The 17,540-nt window shown below is 48.4% G+C and carries 16 protein-coding genes; 2 read left to right on the top strand and 14 right to left on the bottom strand.

The window, feature by feature from the left end; translation table 11 throughout:
* Positions 1–17 precede the first annotated feature (17 nt).
* The 10 genes from NFX39_RS03495 to NFX39_RS03540 form a co-directional block, all read right to left on the bottom strand.
* On the bottom strand, positions 18–590 hold the full coding sequence (locus tag NFX39_RS03495) for a KxYKxGKxW signal peptide domain-containing protein (protein ID WP_252443041.1): 573 nt from the start codon (positions 588–590) through the stop codon (positions 18–20).
* Between the two features lie 285 nt (positions 591–875).
* A complete protein-coding gene (locus tag NFX39_RS03500; RefSeq protein WP_252443043.1) occupies positions 876–2,186 on the bottom strand; it encodes a 2-hydroxycarboxylate transporter family protein in 1,311 nt (436 codons plus the stop codon).
* 165 nt (positions 2,187–2,351) lie between these two features.
* Positions 2,352–3,665, bottom strand: a complete 1,314-nt coding sequence (locus tag NFX39_RS03505; protein ID WP_252443045.1) for a 2-hydroxycarboxylate transporter family protein — start codon at positions 3,663–3,665, stop codon at positions 2,352–2,354.
* A gap of 62 nt (positions 3,666–3,727) precedes the next feature.
* Positions 3,728–4,516, bottom strand: a complete 789-nt coding sequence (locus tag NFX39_RS03510) for an alpha/beta fold hydrolase (protein WP_252443047.1) — start codon at positions 4,514–4,516, stop codon at positions 3,728–3,730.
* A gap of 60 nt (positions 4,517–4,576) precedes the next feature.
* Positions 4,577–5,986, bottom strand: a complete 1,410-nt coding sequence (gene citG / locus NFX39_RS03515) for a triphosphoribosyl-dephospho-CoA synthase CitG (RefSeq protein WP_252443049.1) — start codon at positions 5,984–5,986, stop codon at positions 4,577–4,579.
* Between the two features lie 167 nt (positions 5,987–6,153).
* The gene (gene citF / locus NFX39_RS03520) at positions 6,154–7,692 is read right to left on the bottom strand and encodes a citrate lyase subunit alpha (protein ID WP_252443051.1); all 1,539 of its coding nucleotides are present in this window, start codon (positions 7,690–7,692) and stop codon (positions 6,154–6,156) included.
* On the bottom strand, positions 7,682–8,593 hold the full coding sequence (citE, locus tag NFX39_RS03525) for a citrate (pro-3S)-lyase subunit beta (RefSeq protein WP_252443053.1): 912 nt from the start codon (positions 8,591–8,593) through the stop codon (positions 7,682–7,684). Before citE ends, citF begins: the two co-directional genes overlap by 11 nt.
* On the bottom strand, positions 8,593–8,886 hold the full coding sequence (gene citD / locus NFX39_RS03530; protein WP_252443055.1) for a citrate lyase acyl carrier protein: 294 nt from the start codon (positions 8,884–8,886) through the stop codon (positions 8,593–8,595). Before citD ends, citE begins: the two co-directional genes overlap by 1 nt.
* A complete protein-coding gene (gene citC / locus NFX39_RS03535; protein WP_252443057.1) occupies positions 8,876–9,940 on the bottom strand; it encodes a [citrate (pro-3S)-lyase] ligase in 1,065 nt (354 codons plus the stop codon). Before citC ends, citD begins: the two co-directional genes overlap by 11 nt.
* A gap of 6 nt (positions 9,941–9,946) precedes the next feature.
* A complete protein-coding gene (locus NFX39_RS03540; RefSeq protein WP_252443059.1) occupies positions 9,947–11,095 on the bottom strand; it encodes an NAD(P)-dependent malic enzyme in 1,149 nt (382 codons plus the stop codon).
* A 281-nt stretch (positions 11,096–11,376) separates the two neighbouring features.
* Here NFX39_RS03540 and NFX39_RS03545 point away from each other — a divergent pair, with 281 nt between their 5' ends.
* Positions 11,377–12,330, top strand: coding sequence for a sugar-binding transcriptional regulator (locus NFX39_RS03545; RefSeq protein ID WP_252443061.1), 954 nt, complete (start codon positions 11,377–11,379; stop codon positions 12,328–12,330).
* 134 nt (positions 12,331–12,464) lie between these two features.
* Here the strand turns inward: NFX39_RS03545 and brnQ are convergent, their stop codons facing one another.
* The gene (brnQ, locus tag NFX39_RS03550; protein WP_252443063.1) at positions 12,465–13,856 is read right to left on the bottom strand and encodes a branched-chain amino acid transport system II carrier protein; all 1,392 of its coding nucleotides are present in this window, start codon (positions 13,854–13,856) and stop codon (positions 12,465–12,467) included.
* A gap of 154 nt (positions 13,857–14,010) precedes the next feature.
* Between brnQ and NFX39_RS03555 the strand changes: the two genes are divergently transcribed.
* The gene (locus tag NFX39_RS03555; protein ID WP_252443065.1) at positions 14,011–14,562 is read left to right on the top strand and encodes a YiiX/YebB-like N1pC/P60 family cysteine hydrolase; all 552 of its coding nucleotides are present in this window, start codon (positions 14,011–14,013) and stop codon (positions 14,560–14,562) included.
* A gap of 78 nt (positions 14,563–14,640) precedes the next feature.
* Here the strand turns inward: NFX39_RS03555 and NFX39_RS03560 are convergent, their stop codons facing one another.
* Genes NFX39_RS03560 through NFX39_RS03570 form a run of 3 tightly spaced genes read right to left on the bottom strand, consistent with a single transcriptional unit; the run spans position 14,641 to position 17,532 of the window.
* The gene (locus NFX39_RS03560) at positions 14,641–15,633 is read right to left on the bottom strand and encodes an aldo/keto reductase (protein WP_252443067.1); all 993 of its coding nucleotides are present in this window, start codon (positions 15,631–15,633) and stop codon (positions 14,641–14,643) included.
* Entirely contained in the window at positions 15,634–16,569 is a 936-nt protein-coding gene (locus NFX39_RS03565; RefSeq protein WP_252443069.1) for an SGNH/GDSL hydrolase family protein, read from the bottom strand.
* Positions 16,570–17,532: a ribose-phosphate diphosphokinase gene (locus NFX39_RS03570; RefSeq protein WP_252443071.1), complete on the bottom strand. Its 963-nt coding sequence runs from the start codon at positions 17,530–17,532 to the stop codon at positions 16,570–16,572.
* Between the last annotated feature and the right edge of the window lie 8 nt (positions 17,533–17,540).

Raw genomic sequence — 17,540 nt, forward strand, 5'->3', positions numbered from 1 at the left:
AGAAACAAATGAATTGATTAGAATGTATTTAACGGACGTAGCTCAAAATATTTTATACACTTATTTTTGTCCAATTTCTTGACATATGAGCCGTCTCGAGTCATGTCATAAATTGGGAAGGCGTGGTCTGGAGTGCCAGGTCCAAACGGTGGATTCCAGTGAAATTCAATTTCCTGACCTGTATCTTGTCGAATCAGCAATTTTGAATAACTCTGCATGATCGAAGCATACAACATTCCCGTGTCCGGATCCAAGTGCACGTAGACGTTTTGAAATCCCATGTTTAGATAGTGGTTATCGGAATCCAAAAGGTGCGTGACAGGAATATCCATGTAACGTCCAACGATGGCGTCTTCGTAACTATCAAAGTCGATTTCGTTTCCCATGATGTAACCGACGTATGGCTTCGTGTTGAAGTCACGTTGATCGGCCGAAGCCACCTGTTTGCTTTGGTTTGGCATCACGGCCTTGGCCGATTTGATTCCCATGTTATCGAGTTGGGAAACCGCGCCCACTACGGCAAAGGACGTTATTCCCATAATCAGCCAGTTCTTACCGGCCTTGTACATTTTCTTATGTTCTTTGAGCATCAAAATCCACTTCCAATCTTCTCATTAAGTGCTCTAGTAACTAAAACTTACCTCAACTCTGTTTTAGCACTCTTGTAACGAAATGTTAACGTTTGTGACTAGAATAATTCTAAAGTTTTACAAAAGATTTTAAACTGATACAAGAAAGCCTATCAGGACGCGAAAAGAACGGTATTTTAGAAAATCGAGAAACAGAATAGAAATCAGCACTTCACAAGCAAAAGACAAAAAGGGCAAACAAAAAAGCCCAACGCGGACGCGTTGGACTTTGAAAATTGTAATGAATTACAAAATGGTAATGAGCAAGCCACCCAAGACCAAGATGATGGCACCACCGATTCGGTTACCCATTTGGGCAAAGGCGATGAGTCCCATACGGTCTGAGGCTGACAAAACAGCAACGTTACCAGTTCCACCCATTGAGTTGTTGATCATACCACCGGCGATGGCTGATTCAACTGGGTAAAGTCCGAAGAGCTTACCAAGCAAACCACCAGCAATACCAATCGTAATCACTGAGATCAATGAGCAGACAACGAGTTGCCAAGTAACCGTTTGGAGTAACTTGTTCATGTCAACGAGGGCCAAACCAATTCCGGCCAACAAAGCTGGTGTCGTGGCTGACGTAATCATACCACCGAACATAGCAGCTGATTGTTCGTAGAACTTTGGAACCAAGTTGAAGGCCTTAGCCAAGATAACCAAAAGAATCATGAAGGCAAAGGCGTTGATCTGTGGGATGAAGTGGAACAAGATGTTACCCATGATGTAGAAAGTCAAGGCAACCATCATACCGTTCAACAATTGACGGTTGTTCATGGCTGGCATGTCATCTTGCTTCTTTGAACCCATGTCTTCTGACGTCTTCAACAATTGACCTTGTCCGTTCATCTTTGACTTAGCCGTGAACTTAACCAAAAGTGATGAACCGATGATGGCCAACAAGTTGGCAATCACAACGGCTGGGAACAATTGGTTCAAGATGTCACCGGCTGATTGGTGCAAAGCACCAGCGTATGACGCTGACAAAGGAACGATTCCGGCACCGATACCACCGGCCATCATTGGGAATGAAACGTACAAAGCAGCGTGCTTAAATGAGAATCCAAAGGCCATTCCCGCAATGGACGTTACGAAGAAGGCGATGATCATGGCACCGAAGGCAACTGGCAAGAAACGCACAGCGGACTTCAACAACAAGTCACGATCCATCTTCAAGATGGCTGAACAGATCAAAGCCACGATGTAGAATTCCAAGAAGTTCGTGTTGGAAATAAATGACTTGATGTCAGCAACTGCTGGTGCAGGTACCATTCCCATGGCAGTCATTGCTGAACCAGCAACAACGGCCAAGGCAGAACCTCCACCCAAGTATGACTTCAAGATTGGGGTGTTGTTACCAACGTAGAAGAAGACTCCTCCGAGGATAACCAAGGCAAACAATGCCCCACCCATGTTCTTTGGCAATGCGTTCAAGCTCAACGTTGCAATCAAGAGAAGTAACATCAAAGTGAAGGCAACTCCTCCGATATTTGTCACTTGAACTTTTTCTTCGATCTTTGCAAAAAGACCCTTTTCTGAAGTTTGTTCAGACATAATACACTCCTGTATCTTATTCTTTTATAACAATACCTGGACTAGTATAACACCAGGTTGGAATATTTTTAAGGAACAGATTACCAAAAACGTACCTATCTTAAACAAAAATAAAAAAGTCAGCTCGAAAGCTGACTTTTAATCAAAATGATTCAATTTTAGGATTTAGCCCCAGATTGTGACCAAGAGTCCGGCGATAACCAAGACAATGGCTCCACCGATACGGTTCCCCATCTGTGCAAAGGCCATCAAATTCATGCGGTTGGCAGCTGACAAAACGGCAACGTTTCCAGTACCACCCATTGAGTTGTTAGCCAATCCGGCAGTGATTGATGATTCCACTGGGTAGAAGCCAAAGAGCTTACCAAGCAAACCAGCAAAGAACGTTACGGACATGATTGACACGATAACGCAGACAACCAATTGCCATGAGAACGTTGAAAGAAGTGATGACAAGTCAAGCAAAGCAAGACCGACAGCGGCCAAGATGGCGTGCGTCAACGTCTTCACAACCAACTGTCCAAACATAACCGTTGATTCTTCGTAGTAGTGTGGCACGATTCCCAAGGCCTTGATGATGATGGCAAGCAAGATCAAGAAGGCAAATGAGTTCACTTGAGGAACCATCTTGTGCAACGTTACTCCGATCATGTAGAAGGAGATGGCCGTCATCATACCAACAAGCAATTGTTGCTTGTCCAAGTGAGTAGGTTCAACACCCTTTATTTCGTCTTGGATGTCTTGCTTCAACAATTCACCGTTTCCGTTCAACTTTGAGCCCTTCGTGTTTTCTGAAATCAATCCAGAAATGATGATGGCCAACAAGTTAGACAAAACAAGTGGTGGGAAGAGTTGTGACAAGATTTGTCCTGATGGGACGTGCGTTGCCGCTCCGTAAATCGTTGACAATGGCACGATTCCGGCACCAACACCACCAGCCATCATTGGGAAGGTAATGTAAAGTGACGTGTGTTGGAAACCAAGTCCGAGCAATGCCCCAACGGAACCAACAACGAAGAACGTGATGATCAACGTCAAGAACGCAACTGGCAAGAAACGCACAGCGGCCTTCAAAACCATCTTACGGTCCATCTTAAAGATGGCTGAGATGATCAAAGACACGATGTAGAATTCCAAGAAGTTGGTTCCAGTCATGAATGACTTAACCGTTGCAACGGTCGTGTGTGGCACAAGGCCCGTTCCTGAAAGAACGGCTGCGACCATCGTGGTGAACACGGATCCACCACCCAAGTAAGTCTTAACAATTGGAAGGTTTGCACCCATGTAGTACAAGATCCCACCCAAGCTGACCATGATGAAGAGTGCCCCCAACATGTTCTTTGGGAAAGCACCCAATTGCATAACACCAACGAGAATAGCCAACATGACGATATAGGCGATTCCACCGATACCATCAATCTTGATCATATTCTCAAACTTTGAAAAGAAGCCGTTTTGGCTTGTTTCGTTTTCTGACATGATTCATAAACCTCAGTTATATAATTATTTCACTTGAATAATATAACATATATTGTGAATCTTTACATTATGAATTTCAAAAATACATCATTAAATTCATCAGGTTTTTCGATGTGGGGCAAGTGGCCCACTTTTTCCATGACCGTTAACTGATCTTTTTCCTTGAACAATCCTTCGAATTCTTTGTAGTAAGAATCCTTAAACAGCGGGCTTTTCTCCCCGGCTACGTAGAGCATGGGCGCCTTCAAGTCGTAGATGTTTTCTCGCCAATCTTCCAATAAATGATTCTTCAACAAAGCCACCGCTAAATTAAAATCGAATGGATAATCTTTTTTTTCTTTCTGTAAGTTATCTTTTAAACTTTCAGAAACGGGGGCGTATGTCAGCTTTTGGTGAATGAAAGTGTTGACCATCACAGGAAAGGTGTTCCAGTCCATGCCCAAAAGCCCGGCGGACCACTCCGGATCGTTCAACAGTTTTGGTGATTCGTCGATAACAACGACCTTCTTCACCCGGTCTTCACCGAAGAGTGAGAGGTAGGCAAAGATCCCGGCCCCACCCATGGAGTGGCCGACAAGCGTCATATCCTGCAAGTCGAGCTTCAAAACAAGCTGCCTGAGGTCCGTAGCCAAACGACCAATTCGCAAGTTCTTTGATGTCTTTTGGGAACGACCGTGGCAACGCCAGTCCATCGTGACAACACGGAAGCCCTTTTCCTGCAAAGCTTCGATTTGGTAAAACCATTCGGCTTGAATCCCTGAAAATCCAGAGAGCAAGACCGCAACGGGCCCGTCTCCGCCACGGTCTTCATAGTTAATTGAAACGCCATCGTTTGTCTTAAAAAAAGCCATCTTCATTTCTCCTCTTTTGAAAAAAGCCGCCAGCTAACGTGACGGTCTTTTTGTAAGTGTTTAAATTAATCCAGTTAAGCGACCAACCAGGGCCGTCAAAATCAAGTAGTCCGCCGCTCCTCCGATGGAGAGGTTTTCCTTGATGAAGTCCTGGTCCAGTTGCTTCAGGTAGGCCATGCCATCCTCGCTATTGGCACCGCCGAGTTCAAAGAACTTCTGGCTGTAGGCAGCCATTTGCCTTGGAATTTCAGGGTTCTTTGAACGCTTAATCAACGTGGAATCGTTGATGTTTGCCGCCAGGTGCATGAGTGCGTTCAACAGGCGGACGTTGGTGTCCCCATGACTCTTTCGAAGCTCAGGCAAGCCCACCTTTTCAAGTGGCACAAGCCCCTCGGCCACTTCCCCACGAACACCGGTGAAACGGTAGGCCTCGTACTGTGCCTGCCCGGCCGTTTGATCGTGCTCAGTCTTCTTGGCAAGCTCTTCTTTGATCAAATCAGAACCCATTTGCGCCACGACGTCCAACACAAAGGACAAGGATGGGTCCTGGTAATTACGGCTAGCGTAACCGTAGGCGGCAAGGAAGATTCCGACCGTGAAGATTGCGCCCTTGTGGGTGTTCACCCCTTCAGTTGCGATAAACATCGCTTCTTCGGCGCGGATACCAGACGGACGAATCTTCAACAGCAAAGCCTTCAAATCGCTACCGTGGAATTCACGTCCAGCTTCGAAGCAGGAACCGAAGTACCCTTCCAAAGCGATGGATGAGTCGATGAAGGAGAAGATGTCCATGTCATCGTGTGAACCGGTGGAAGCCGGGTCAACAAGACCGGGCTTTGGCGTCACGGACGCTTCGGCGAGAAAGGCAAAGAGCGCACTCTTCACCACTTCTCTTTTGTCCCAGGCCGGAATGACGGGATCCTTAACGAAGTACTCTTGGTAAAAGTCATTGACGGCCGTTTGCAGTTCCTGCAGGTCGTGTTTTTCCGTCTGCGCACAGAGCTTGGCATCCTGGTCACACACGAGGCAGGTACGGGGACTAAAGCCCAGGTCCTTGCGGGACAGTTGGTACTGTTCTTGGTTTTCGGCCATCACGTCGATGTCAAAGAGACGGCCTAAGAAGAAGTGTTGTTCAAAGCGAATCGCTTCTTTTTTCACTTCCGTGATTGGACCCGCCACCACTAAGAAGCCTTCAGGACCCGTGACACGGTCTTTTAGCACTTTAATGTAACGGACTGGCCAGAAGGTTAAACGCGCCATGAAGGTGCGCCAGCCGGCCGTAAAGAGTTGTTTTAAGGCAGGACTGTTCTTGATGGCACCCGGAATGTTTAGCTTGATGGCCAAAATCGTTTCCTGTGGGTGCTTCTCTTCTAATTGCCCTTGCAGGTTGGACCGCCATTCGCGGTTTTCAAGCACGTTGTCCAACGTGACTTGTTTTCCTCCTGCAAATACATTTTCCAAAAGACTCATGAATCGTCTCCTACCTAAAATTTTCTTATTTATATTCTAATATAGCAGAGATATTCCTATTCTAAAAGAATTTCTCCATTTTATGTACGGCAAAGAGGAACCCTTGTCCCTCTCTGCCTTAAAAGTAAAAAGGACCAGTTTAAAACTGGCCCTTTTTATGAAGAAGATTAGTCCTTCACTTGCTTGATAACATCGATCAAAGTACCGTCACGGTATTCGGCCAACGCAACAACGCGGTCAGTGAATTCCAATGGCTTTGCTGCACCAACAAGCTTTTCAGCCTTTTGTTGCAATTCTTCGATTGAGAAGATTGGCAAACCAGGAACCTTTGACAATGAATCAATCAAGTCCTTACGGTTAGGGTTAATCGCGATACCCAATTCCGTAACAACAACGTCGATTGATTCACCTGGCGTGATAACAGTCGTCACTTCAGGAACGATCGTTGCGATACGTCCACGAACAAGTGGCGCTGAGATAATCGTTAAGTTAGCAGTAGCGGCGTCTTGGTGACCACCGATGGCTCCACGGATAACACCGTCAGAACCTGACATAACGTTAACGTTAAAGTTCGTGTCAATTTCCAAAGCAGACAAGATGGCAACATCCAACTTATCAACCATGGCACCCTTGTTAGCAGGGTCAGCATACCATGAGGCATCGATTTCTTGTTGGTTAGGTGAGTTCTTCATTGATGAAGCGGCACCCTTATCGAAGTCTTGAACGTCCATGATGCGTTCGATCAAACCTTCGTTCAACAAGTCAACCGTTGGCTTCGTGATACCACCCAAGGCAAATGATGCCTTGATTTGGTTTTCAATCATGGCCTTACGCAAGAAACGCGTAACGGCCAAGGCAGCCCCACCAGAACCAGTCTGGAATGAGAAGCCTTGCTTGAAGTATGGTGAGTTAACGATAACATCGTTAACCATTTCGGCGATTTGAAGTTCCTTAGGGTCCTTCGTGAAACGAGTGGCTCCCGAACCGATCTTGTCAGGGTTACCAACTTCGTCAACCTTAACCACGTAGTCAACTTGCGTCTGCTTGATTGAAGCAGGCGTGTTAGGGTATGGCATCAAGTTATCCGTCAACAAGACCAACTTGTTAGCGTATTGGGCATCGATCAAAGCGTAACCCAATGAACCGAAGGCCGTGTCACCGTTCATACCGTTGGCGTTACCCATTTCGTCGGCGTTTGGTACACCCAAGAAGGCAACGTCAATCTTGATGTCACCAGATTCAATGGCGCGGGCACGGTTTCCGTGTGAACGGAAGATAACTGGGTTTTCCAAGGCACCGTGTGATACGGCGTCTCCCAATGAACCACGTATACCTGATGACGTGATGTTTGTCACCGTCTTCTTTTCGATGGCTTCGACAACGATGTCGTTCATCACGTTCGTCAATGATGAAGGAGCCAACGTCAAGTTCTTGTAGCCGGCGTCGATAATTTCACGCATTACCATGTTGAAGACGTAGTCTCCTTCACGGAAGTGGTGGTGGAATGAGATGGTCATGCCATCTTCAAGCGTTTCAGCAACAACCTTCTTCACTGATTCAACAATCTTTGATGGACCAGTTTGGGCAGTAACCTTAGGAGCAACACGTTGGATGTCAGGGTTACCAAAGTCAGTCGTCTTGAAACCTTCGTAGTTGTAGTCGTTTAAGATTTGATCGGGGATTTCCCGGTTGACATTATTTTTCAATGTAATTTCCCTCCGCATCGAGCAAGTTGTTGGCTTCTGCCAACTTCATTACGCGTTCTGCACGCAAAACAACAGGGCGGTCAACCATTTGACCGTTCATGGCGATAACACCAGAACCCTTACGCTTAGCTTCTTCAATAGCAGCCATCACGTTTTGGGCGTTCAAGATTTCCTTCTGCGTTGGTGCGTACACCTTGTTAACAGGGGCAATCTGACGTGGGTTGATCAATGACTTACCGTCGAATCCGAGTTGCTTAATGTATTCGGTTTCGCGAACGAATCCTTCCATGTCATCCAAGTTCGTGAAGACAGTGTCGAAGGCAGCGATCTTAGCAGCGCGGGCAGCGTGCAAGATGGCGTTACGTGCGTAAGACAATTCCGCTCCGTCTGGGTAACGGTGCGTCTTCATGTCCGTCGTGTAATCTTCGGCTGACAAAGCGATTCCGATCATAAGGTCAGAAGCTGCAGCGATTGGGTATGCGTTAACAACACCCAAAGCTGATTCGATGGCAGCCATCAACTTAGTAGAACCTTCTTCACGGCCGAATTCCTTTTCAGCAGCAAGAACCAATTCTTCCAATTGGTGAATCATTTCTGGCGTTTCCGTCTTTGGCAAACGGATAACGTCGATACCGGCCTTAACCATGGCCTTGATATCGTTTTCGTAGAAAGGCGTGTCCAATCCGTTGATACGAACAACCAATTCAGCGTTTCCGTAATCAAAAGTCTGCAATGCTTCGTAGACCAAGTAACGGGCTGAATCCTTTTCCGTCATTGAAACGGCATCTTCCAAATCAAACATGATGGAATCAACACCGAAGATTCCGGCGTCCTTAATCAATCCTGGGTTGTTACCAGGAACGAACATCATTGTACGGCGTAAACGTTCATCTGCAGCCATTAGAGCACCTCCCACTTTGGTTGATCTTTCAAATCCAAGGCACGTTGGCAAGCCGTGATGGCACGCGCCTTAATGACAGGCGTCAAAGCCCCCTTGTCAACCACTTTAACCATGGCTGATTCGATTTCAAATGACTTGATTACATTTTCAATCGTTTCCTTGATGTCGTCACCGAATTGCTTCATTACGTCTGACGTAAGATCAAATTCGATGCCATTTGAACCTTGGCTCAATACGATTTGGATATCAGAAGATTCCAGCGTACCAGCCATGGCTGTTTGCTTAATTTCCATTGATTTTCTGTCCTTTCAAAATCCGCTCCTGCAACAAGCCAAGGTTTTCCTTGATAAAGTCCGCCGTTGTCTCTGGAACGTATTGTTCCAAAGGCGCAATGGAATCGTCCTTAATCAAAGCCCGGACCTCTCTTGCTGAAACCACATTCTGCCCGCTACCGGCAGTTAGACGTGGGATTTCTTTCACATCTACTTCAGGTGGCAGGATGGTTTTGAGCGTTTCGTTATAAAGATTAGTGGTGTGAGACGTTGGTTCCGTCCCGAGATAACGCGTCTGGATGCCCAAAGGCTTGGCCAGCTGGTCTTTAAACAGCGTGGCGTCCAGCGCGGTTTGGAACTTGATGGCCTGGTCTTGGTCCTTAATGAAGTAGGCCGGGAATGACAAGTAGGAAACCATGTAGTCCCCACCATTTGCGACAAGCACGTTGTCCAAGTCCTTCGTTCCTTCTTCAACCAACTGCGTTCTTTCCTGGGTGGTAAAGAGTGATACGTCTTGGTTCACCACAAAGACGTAGACGCAGTCGTTTTCCTTTGACGCTTGTTCCACCAAGTACCGGTGTCCCTTCGTAAAGGGGTTGGCGTTCATCACGATGGCCGCCACCTTGTTCGCATCCGCTGGCTTCTTTGGCAAAGCCTTGCGGTAGGTGTCGATGTTTGGCGTTCCCTTTTCAAGGATGAGACCGTAATCGGTCTTTGCCAAAGTCGTAAAGCCAACGTGTTGGAAGCTCTTTTCGTACTGGGGCTTCGTGAAGACAAAGATTTGGAAATGGCCGGCTTCTGCCAGTTTCATTTCCAAGGCCGAAACGACTTGGTTAAAGCGGGAACCAGAGGCACCAGAGCCATCGTCGTAAACGGCGATGTACTTGATGGTCTTGCCCGCAATCGAACCCGTTCCGACCAAGTTATCTTGCTCGTCAAAAAGTCCAATTGTCTGATCAATCGTATCCACTTCCTGATCAGCAAACACCGTGATGCCACGGTCCTTCAAGAAGTTCTCCCAACGCTTTTTAATCATTGGGTTATGGATGTAGAGTTCTTGAATCGTTTCAGCCATGTGTGATTAAGCCTTCTTTGCGTAGTCCAATACGGCGTTTGTAACTGCGTCAACAACACCGTCTTCGAAGACGCCCGGCACAATCTTGTCGGCGTTCACGTCTTCAACCAAGTTTGCCAAACCGTGGGCAACGTTAACTTGGAGGTCCATGTCAACGTGCTTCAATCCTGAAGCCAAGAGTCCCTTGAACAATCCTGGGAAGACCAAGACGTTGTTCACTTGGTTTGGCCATTGTGATGAACCAGTAGCCGTCACAGCTGCACCAGCAGCCTTGGCTTCGTCTGGGTCGATTTCTGGCACTGGGTTAGCCAATGCGAAGACGATGGCGTTGTCAGCCATCTTCTTGACTTGGTCTTGTGACAAGACCTTGGCGTCTGACAAACCGATGAAGGCGTCAGCGTCAACGATGACATCGTCCAACGTCTTTCCAGGCACTTGGTCAACTGAGTCGGCCAATTCGCGTTGGAATGAGTTGTAGCCTTCGTCTTCTGGACGAACAACACCGTTGATGTCAACGAGCGTTTGGTGCTTGATACCAGCGGCCAACAACAACTTAGCCGTGGCAACACCTGAAGCACCGATACCGTTAACAACGACCTTCAAGCCCTTCAATTCCTTACCAGCAACCTTGGCCGCATTGATCAATCCGGCCAAGACAACGATGGCCGTTCCCGTTTGGTCATCGTGGTAAACAGGCATGTCCAATTCTTCAGACAAGCGGCGTTCGATTTCAAAGACGCGCGGAGCAGCGATGTCTTCCAAGTGAATTCCAGCAAATGAAGGTGACATCGTCTTAATCGTCGTCACGATGTCATCAATTGATTCTTGGTTCAATGCCATTGGGATAGCATCAACACCGGCAAATGACTTGTAAATCAATGCCTTTCCTTCAACGATTGGCAATCCGGCACCAGGACCGACGTTTCCAAGACCCAAGACAGCAGAACCGTCCGTGATCACCGGAATCAACTTCCCTGACATCGTGTACTTTGCCTTGTCAGCTGGGTTTGCTTCGATGTCCTTGGCCAAGCCAGCAACACCAGGCGTGTATGCCTTACCCAAATCAGATGGCGTCTTAATGTCGAAAGTTCCAGAAACTTCCAAGACACCAGTGTGTTCTTCGTGCATTTGTTGCACTTCGTTCATATCAACCATAATGCCTCCTTCTATTTGCTGATAAAAGTTACATATATCATTATAAAAGACTCGTCTTGTGAAGTAAAGAATTAATGTTGATATTTTTATAAAAACAGAGATTTTTTACTTCTTTTTTAATTTTTAAAAAGATTTATGATTTCTAAATTACTAATAACAATCAAAAATTTACTATATATATTGCAAAAATGTGGAAAAATGTGTAGACTATCTATATCATTCTGTAATACTTTGTTACATAAATCGTACAGAATATAAAATACATATTGAAGAGGATTATTATGCCAACGACTGATCCAAGCTTACTTGCTCAAATCGCCGAGGACTACTACCTAAATAAGATGTCCTTCGGAGAGATTTCCGAGAAGTATCAAGTCTCTCGCTACTTAATTAATAAGTACCTGACGGAATCCGTTAAGACCGGAATCGTCAAAATCGAAATCGCGTCAACGGCTTCACGTAATTCTCAATTGGAACAAGTCTTTAAAGAAAAGTTCCCTAAGACGGCCTGCTACATCATCCAAGACGATGCCACGGCAACGGCCACTGAAGAATTGCTTTCTAACTATGCGGCTAACTTCGTTGTGAAGCACCTTGAAAAGGACACGCACGTTGTTGGAATGACATGGGGAGAAACGATGTACGCGTTGATTGACGCCATTACATCAAACCCATTGGAACACATCAAGTTCACACAATTCGTTGGTGAAAACATGAAGTACAACTCAACGGCCGGATCTGTCCGTATCGTTGAACGCGCTGCCAAGAAGGTTTCTGGTGAGTTCTTGACACTTCCAGCACCCCTTTACTTGTCAGACGATGCGGTTCGAAACGGTTTGTACGAAGCCGTTTCCATCAAGAACACATTGGACGTGGCAAAGGACATGGACACGTTGTTAACTGGTCTTGGTACCATCTCATCACTTGAATCCATTTCCATCTGGAACCAAAACATCAACCGCCTCTTCCCTAACGTTCGTTTGGGTGAAGTTGCCGGTATGATCTTCGGTCGTCCTTACGACATTAATGGAAACATCTTGAACGCTGATTCAGACAAGACCGTTGGTTTGCCAATGAGCACCATCTTGTCCGTTAACAAGCGTGTTGGTGTTATCCGTTCAAAGTCTAAGTCCCAAGCAGCCATCGGTGCTTTGCGTGGAAACTTCTTGACGGATTTGATCATGTCAGAATCTTTGGCCTACCGCATCTTGAACGAAGAACAAGAAGCGAAGTAAGCGATTAATTAATATACAAAAAAAGCGCTACAGTCCATTAAACTGTAGCGCTTTTTTTATATTGATTTGGCGAGGATGTTTTAAAACTTCCTCACGTTTTAAGGCGGCCCTTGGGACGCCGTTTTTTCAAAAGGTTAAACTTCCGATTGAGCAGGTTGTTCGTCAACGGAGGCAGGCTTTGTGATGTAGCAGTGCAACGCACCGATCACCAACCCTGCTAACGCGAAGAGCGTCCAGGAGAACCCCTGGCTTGCCAGTGGCAAGTGCGCCTGGTACCAGCCTTCGTGCAAGACACCATTTTCCGTGTAGGACACGAAACCGCCGAGCATCTTGGCAAATGGCACCTGCGTCAAACCGTCCCCGATTGAGCCAATCAACGTCAACCCAATCATCCAGTTAAACATCGGACGCTTACGGCCAATCCATGGTGACGCCAAGTTCAAGAAGACCAAGACAATCGCCACTGGATACATCATCAACAGGATTGGTTCCGCCCATTCAATGATCTTATCCAAACCGAGCAAGGCCACCAAGTAAGCCAAAATCACCGCAAAGGCCAAGAACTTCTCGTAGGAAATCTTTGGGAAGGCGCGGTGGTAATCGTGGGCCAGTGAGGAAGATTCCCCCATCGCTGTCGTAAACACGGCGACCGGTCCCATGATGGCCAAGAAGTAGTGACCGAACGAACCGAAGTAGTTCGTCATGATTTGCGTCAAAGCAATCGCCCCGTTCACGGACGTGTTCACCTTTCCAAGTGATGACGTTCCGAGCAAAATCAATCCGACGTAAACCAATGAAAGACCAATCAAGGCCCAAGTTCCCGTCTTGATGATGATCTTAGCAACGTGGGCTGGCTTCGTGTAGCCCATGTTTTGAATGGCGTGTACGATGGCCACACCAAGAACCAGCGATGCCAAGGCATCGACCGTGTTGTAACCTTCAATGGCTGAAGACAGCACCGGTGAGCTCTGGTAAGCAGACGTCACGTGCTGGTCCAACCCACCCATTGGCCAAACAAGGGCCAAGATGAAGACCACGGCCAGCAAAATCAAGAAAGCCGGGTTCAAGTACTTTCCAATCACCGACGTAATGCTGTCGGCCTTCAAGCAGGCCCAGTAGACCAAGATGAAGTAGAAAAGCGAGAAAATGGCCAGCCCGACTTGTTCCATGCCCGCTGGCACCCAGTTGGCAACGGAGAACGAGTACGCCACCGTTGCGGTACGTGGTGCCACGACCAAAGGCCCCAAGCACAAGTGCAAGACAACCACGAAAACGATGGACGTCTTGGCACCGAGCGGCTTGATCAAATCAAAGACCGAGCTTGAACGCGTCACACCCAAGGCCACCAAGGCCAAGAGTGGTAACAAGACCGCCGATAAAATAAATCCGAAGGTTGCTTGTCCCCAAGCGGCTCCGGCAATTTGTCCCAAGTGGATTGGGAAGATTAAGTTTCCTGCTCCGAAAAACATTCCGAAGATCAAAGACACCATTAGTAAGTTCTGGCGCCACGTTAGCTTTTTTTCCATTTCAGACTCTCCAATAATGTAGATTAGTCAACTTTGCTCACATTCATCTATTGTACCCTGTTTTCACCTCACGTGCTAGAGGGCGCTGGGCCAAAAATAGGAAAGCAGCGCCGTTGATTTTTATGTTATTCTTATAGGCAAGGAGAAAAGACTGATGTGTTCACTTTTTAGCGGGGATTTACTCTTCGTCCGCCCCACAAACGAAGGACTAGACCAATCGATTGCCGAGTCAACAAATCAAGCTGGCCAAGTCACGTACAGCCACGTGGCGTTGGTGGATGGCCGTGAGGATAAAACGAATCCAATCGTCATCGAAGCCACCGGCGACGACGGTGTCGTTTTCGGTCCCTGGTCGGCTTTCTTGCAAAAGAACCGCGGGCGGATTGACGTCTACCGCTTCAATGGGAAAATCACCGACTTGGACGCTGTTCTGGACCGCGCTTTTTCGCAGGTCGGTAAGCCCTACAACCACGGCTTCTACCAAGCTGGCCCAGGCTTCTACTGCTCACAACTCGTCACCTTCGCCTTTGAAGAGGAAGGCATCTTCGAGGAGAGACCACTGCGCTTCGGGCAAAACGGAACGGTGCTGCCGGAATGGGTCGCCTATTACGCTGAGTTGGGGCGGCCGGTGCCGGTTAAAGAGCTTGGGTCGTCGCCGAACTCGCTGCTCGAAGGTGTGGGCTGGGCTCAGGTAGACTGTTTTTAATCGAGGCCGTTTTGGCTGTTAGCCTGTCGGTGTTAAAAAAAAGACCGCTCTTTGTGAGCGGTCTTTTTTGTTTGGGCTTTAGCCCTTGATAATCTTTTCGATTTGAGCCATTTCGTCGGCCGTGAAGTCCAAGTTCTTGGTAAATTCCAAGTTGTCCTCCAAGTGATCCACCGATGACGTTCCAATCACCACGGAAGCCACGCGCTTGTCCTGCAAGAGCCAAGCAAGTGACATCTGTGAAATCGTCTGGTTGCGGCCCTTTGCCAAGTCGTTCAACGCGTTCAGCTTTTGCACCAACGCGTCCTTTCCTTGGTCAAAGAGGAAGCCGTTCGTCTTGTGGATTGGGAAGTTGTCCGGAATACCGTCCAAGTAACGGTCCGTGAGCAATCCTTCGGCCAATGGACCGTAGGCGAACAAACCAGCGTGGTGTTCGTCCAAGATGTCCAACATACCGGATTCCTTTTCCTGCTGGTTCAGCATGTTGTAAGAAACCTGGTTACCGATAAATGGCGTACCCAAATCCTTGAAGATTTCGGCAATCGCCTTCGTCTGTTCCGCGTTGTAGTTTGACACCCCAACGTAGAGCGCCTTCCCCTGCTTAACCAAGTGGTCCAAGGCACGGGCCGTTTCTTCCAAGTTCGTGTTTGGATCATAACGGTGGGCGTAGAAGATGTCCACGTAATCGAGGTTCATCTTTTCAAGTGACGTATCCAAGGCGTTGATCAGCGTCTTGCGTCCGGAGAATTCACCCAAAGGTCCAGGCCACATGTGGTATCCGGCCTTCGTCGTGATCACCAATTCGTTACGGTAAGGCTTCAAGTCAGACTTGTAAACCTGACCGAAGGTTTCTTCGGCCGTTCCGTTGTTTGGTCCGTAGTTAAAGGCGTTATCGAATGAGAAAATTCCAGAATCGAAAGCCTTCAACATCACCTTACGTGAGTTTTCCAAAGGCATCGTATCCCCGAGGTTACGCCAGAGGCCGAATGACACGGCCGGCACAATCAACCCAGAGTCCGACACACGTCGGTAGGGAAGCTTCTCGTAACGATCTTCTGCTGCTTGGTAAACCATTTAGTTCTCCTCCTTCAGGTACGTCATTAATTTCTTAGCAATCTTTTGGTGGTCCTTGGGACCCGGGTGGTGCGGACGGGTCTGGATGTCCCAGTCCTTGGTTTCAATCACTGTGAAGCAATCAAAACGCGCCGCCTCCGCCTCGAAGATGTCGGTAAAGGCACCGGTCCAAGGCGTGAGCAGGTAGAAGTGTGCGCCGTGGAAGCGCTTTACCAGCTCGAGCAAGTAAACGCGCAGGCCGAATGCAAAGTCACTGGCGTCCGCCCCATAATTTCCGTCGTTCAAACCGTATGCCACTACAACCTGCTTGGTGACCACTCGCCGCCGTGGGACGTCTTGTCCCACTCGCCACAAGGCGTCAATCGCCTTGGGCTCCTGGAAAGGGGCAGCCGTGGTGAGCCCCGTACCGCCATATGCGATGCGGTTCAAAGGACGATTTAATTCCTTCGCGACCAAAGCCGGGAAGGACTGCGTCGGCTGATGTTCATCGTGGCTTGCGCCAACCATCGCCTCGCCGGCGACAATCGAATCACCGACGAAAGTCAGGTAGGGCGACTTCTCGTCGAATGCACCCGGTAGCTTAGGCCGCAAGGCCGTTTTTCCAGACCAAGCCAGGTCTTCGATGACCAGCCCCGTCTGCCAGAAAGCCACCTGCCCCGTCGCCCACTGGTCCAACGTCAGCACGTACTCGTGCTTGCCGTCCGGCAGCTCAATCGCCAACCGGTCGTCATTTGCCAGCACCTTTTCCTTATCCTGCCCATCAACGGTCAGCGTAAAGGTCAAATCCGGGTACGCTTCCATAAACGTCAGCGTCAACTGTCCAGCCTCTTTTGCTTCAAAAGTCAAATACGCCCCGTACTGCGACGTGATCATCCCCGCCTTTCCAGGCAACACCGACCACTCAGGTGAAAACAAAAGATCAAATGATTCTTTCATTTACCCCTCCTTGTGACCGTTCGCCTTCAAGACGTCTGACATGGACTTGTGCTCAATCACGCGCTGGATTCCAGCCGCAAAGAGGTGCGCCACGGAAATTTGTTGCAACTTATCGAACTGCTTGTGTTCCGGCACGGCAATCGTGTCCGACACAATCACGCGGTCCAAATCAGATTCCTGCAACTTCTGGGCCGTGTCACCCGACAAAACCGGGTGCGTCGCCAAGGCGTCAATCGTTGCCGCCCCGGCCTTCTTCACGGCCGTCGCCGCCTTCATCATCGTCTGACCCGTATCAATCATGTCCGCCACGATAATCGCGTGCAAACCTTCCACCTTACCCGTCACGCGGGCTTCGGAGTCCGGATCGCGGTCGGCATCGATGATGGCCCAGTGCGCGCCGATTTCTTCGGCCAAGCGGCGGACAATCTTCAACGTTGATGGTCCGGAAGCCACACAGACGACGTTTTCGCCGACCGTGCCTTCCTTTTCCAAGAAGTCCACCTGTGCCGGCATGGCAATCAAGTGGTCCACTGGAATATCAAAGAAGCCTTGCACCTGCGGCGTGTGCAAGTCCATCGTCATCACGCGCTTCACGCGCTGTGACTGCAACATGTTCGCCACCAAACGGGCCGAGATCGGTTCACGTGAACGCGTCTTGCGGTCGGAACGGGCGTAACCCATGTAAGGCACAACCACGTTGATGGACTTCGCCGACGTGCGCTTGGCAGCGTCGATGAAAATCATCAACTTCATGAAGCTGTCGTTCACTGGGTCGGCAATTGGGGCCACCACGTAAACGTCGATTCCACGAACGGATTCAACGATTCGTTCGTAGATTTCGTGGTCCGCGAATTGCTTCACGTCAACCGGTGAGACCGGCACGCCGAGCTGGTCGGCAATCTTTTCCGTGAAGTCGGGGTTCATTCCTAAATCAAAAAGTCGAAATTCTGGATTGGCAGTCATAATGGCTC

It is taken from the genome of Fructobacillus apis, from assembly GCF_023893635.1.
Taxonomy (GTDB): Bacteria; Bacillota; Bacilli; order Lactobacillales; family Lactobacillaceae; genus Fructobacillus; species Fructobacillus apis.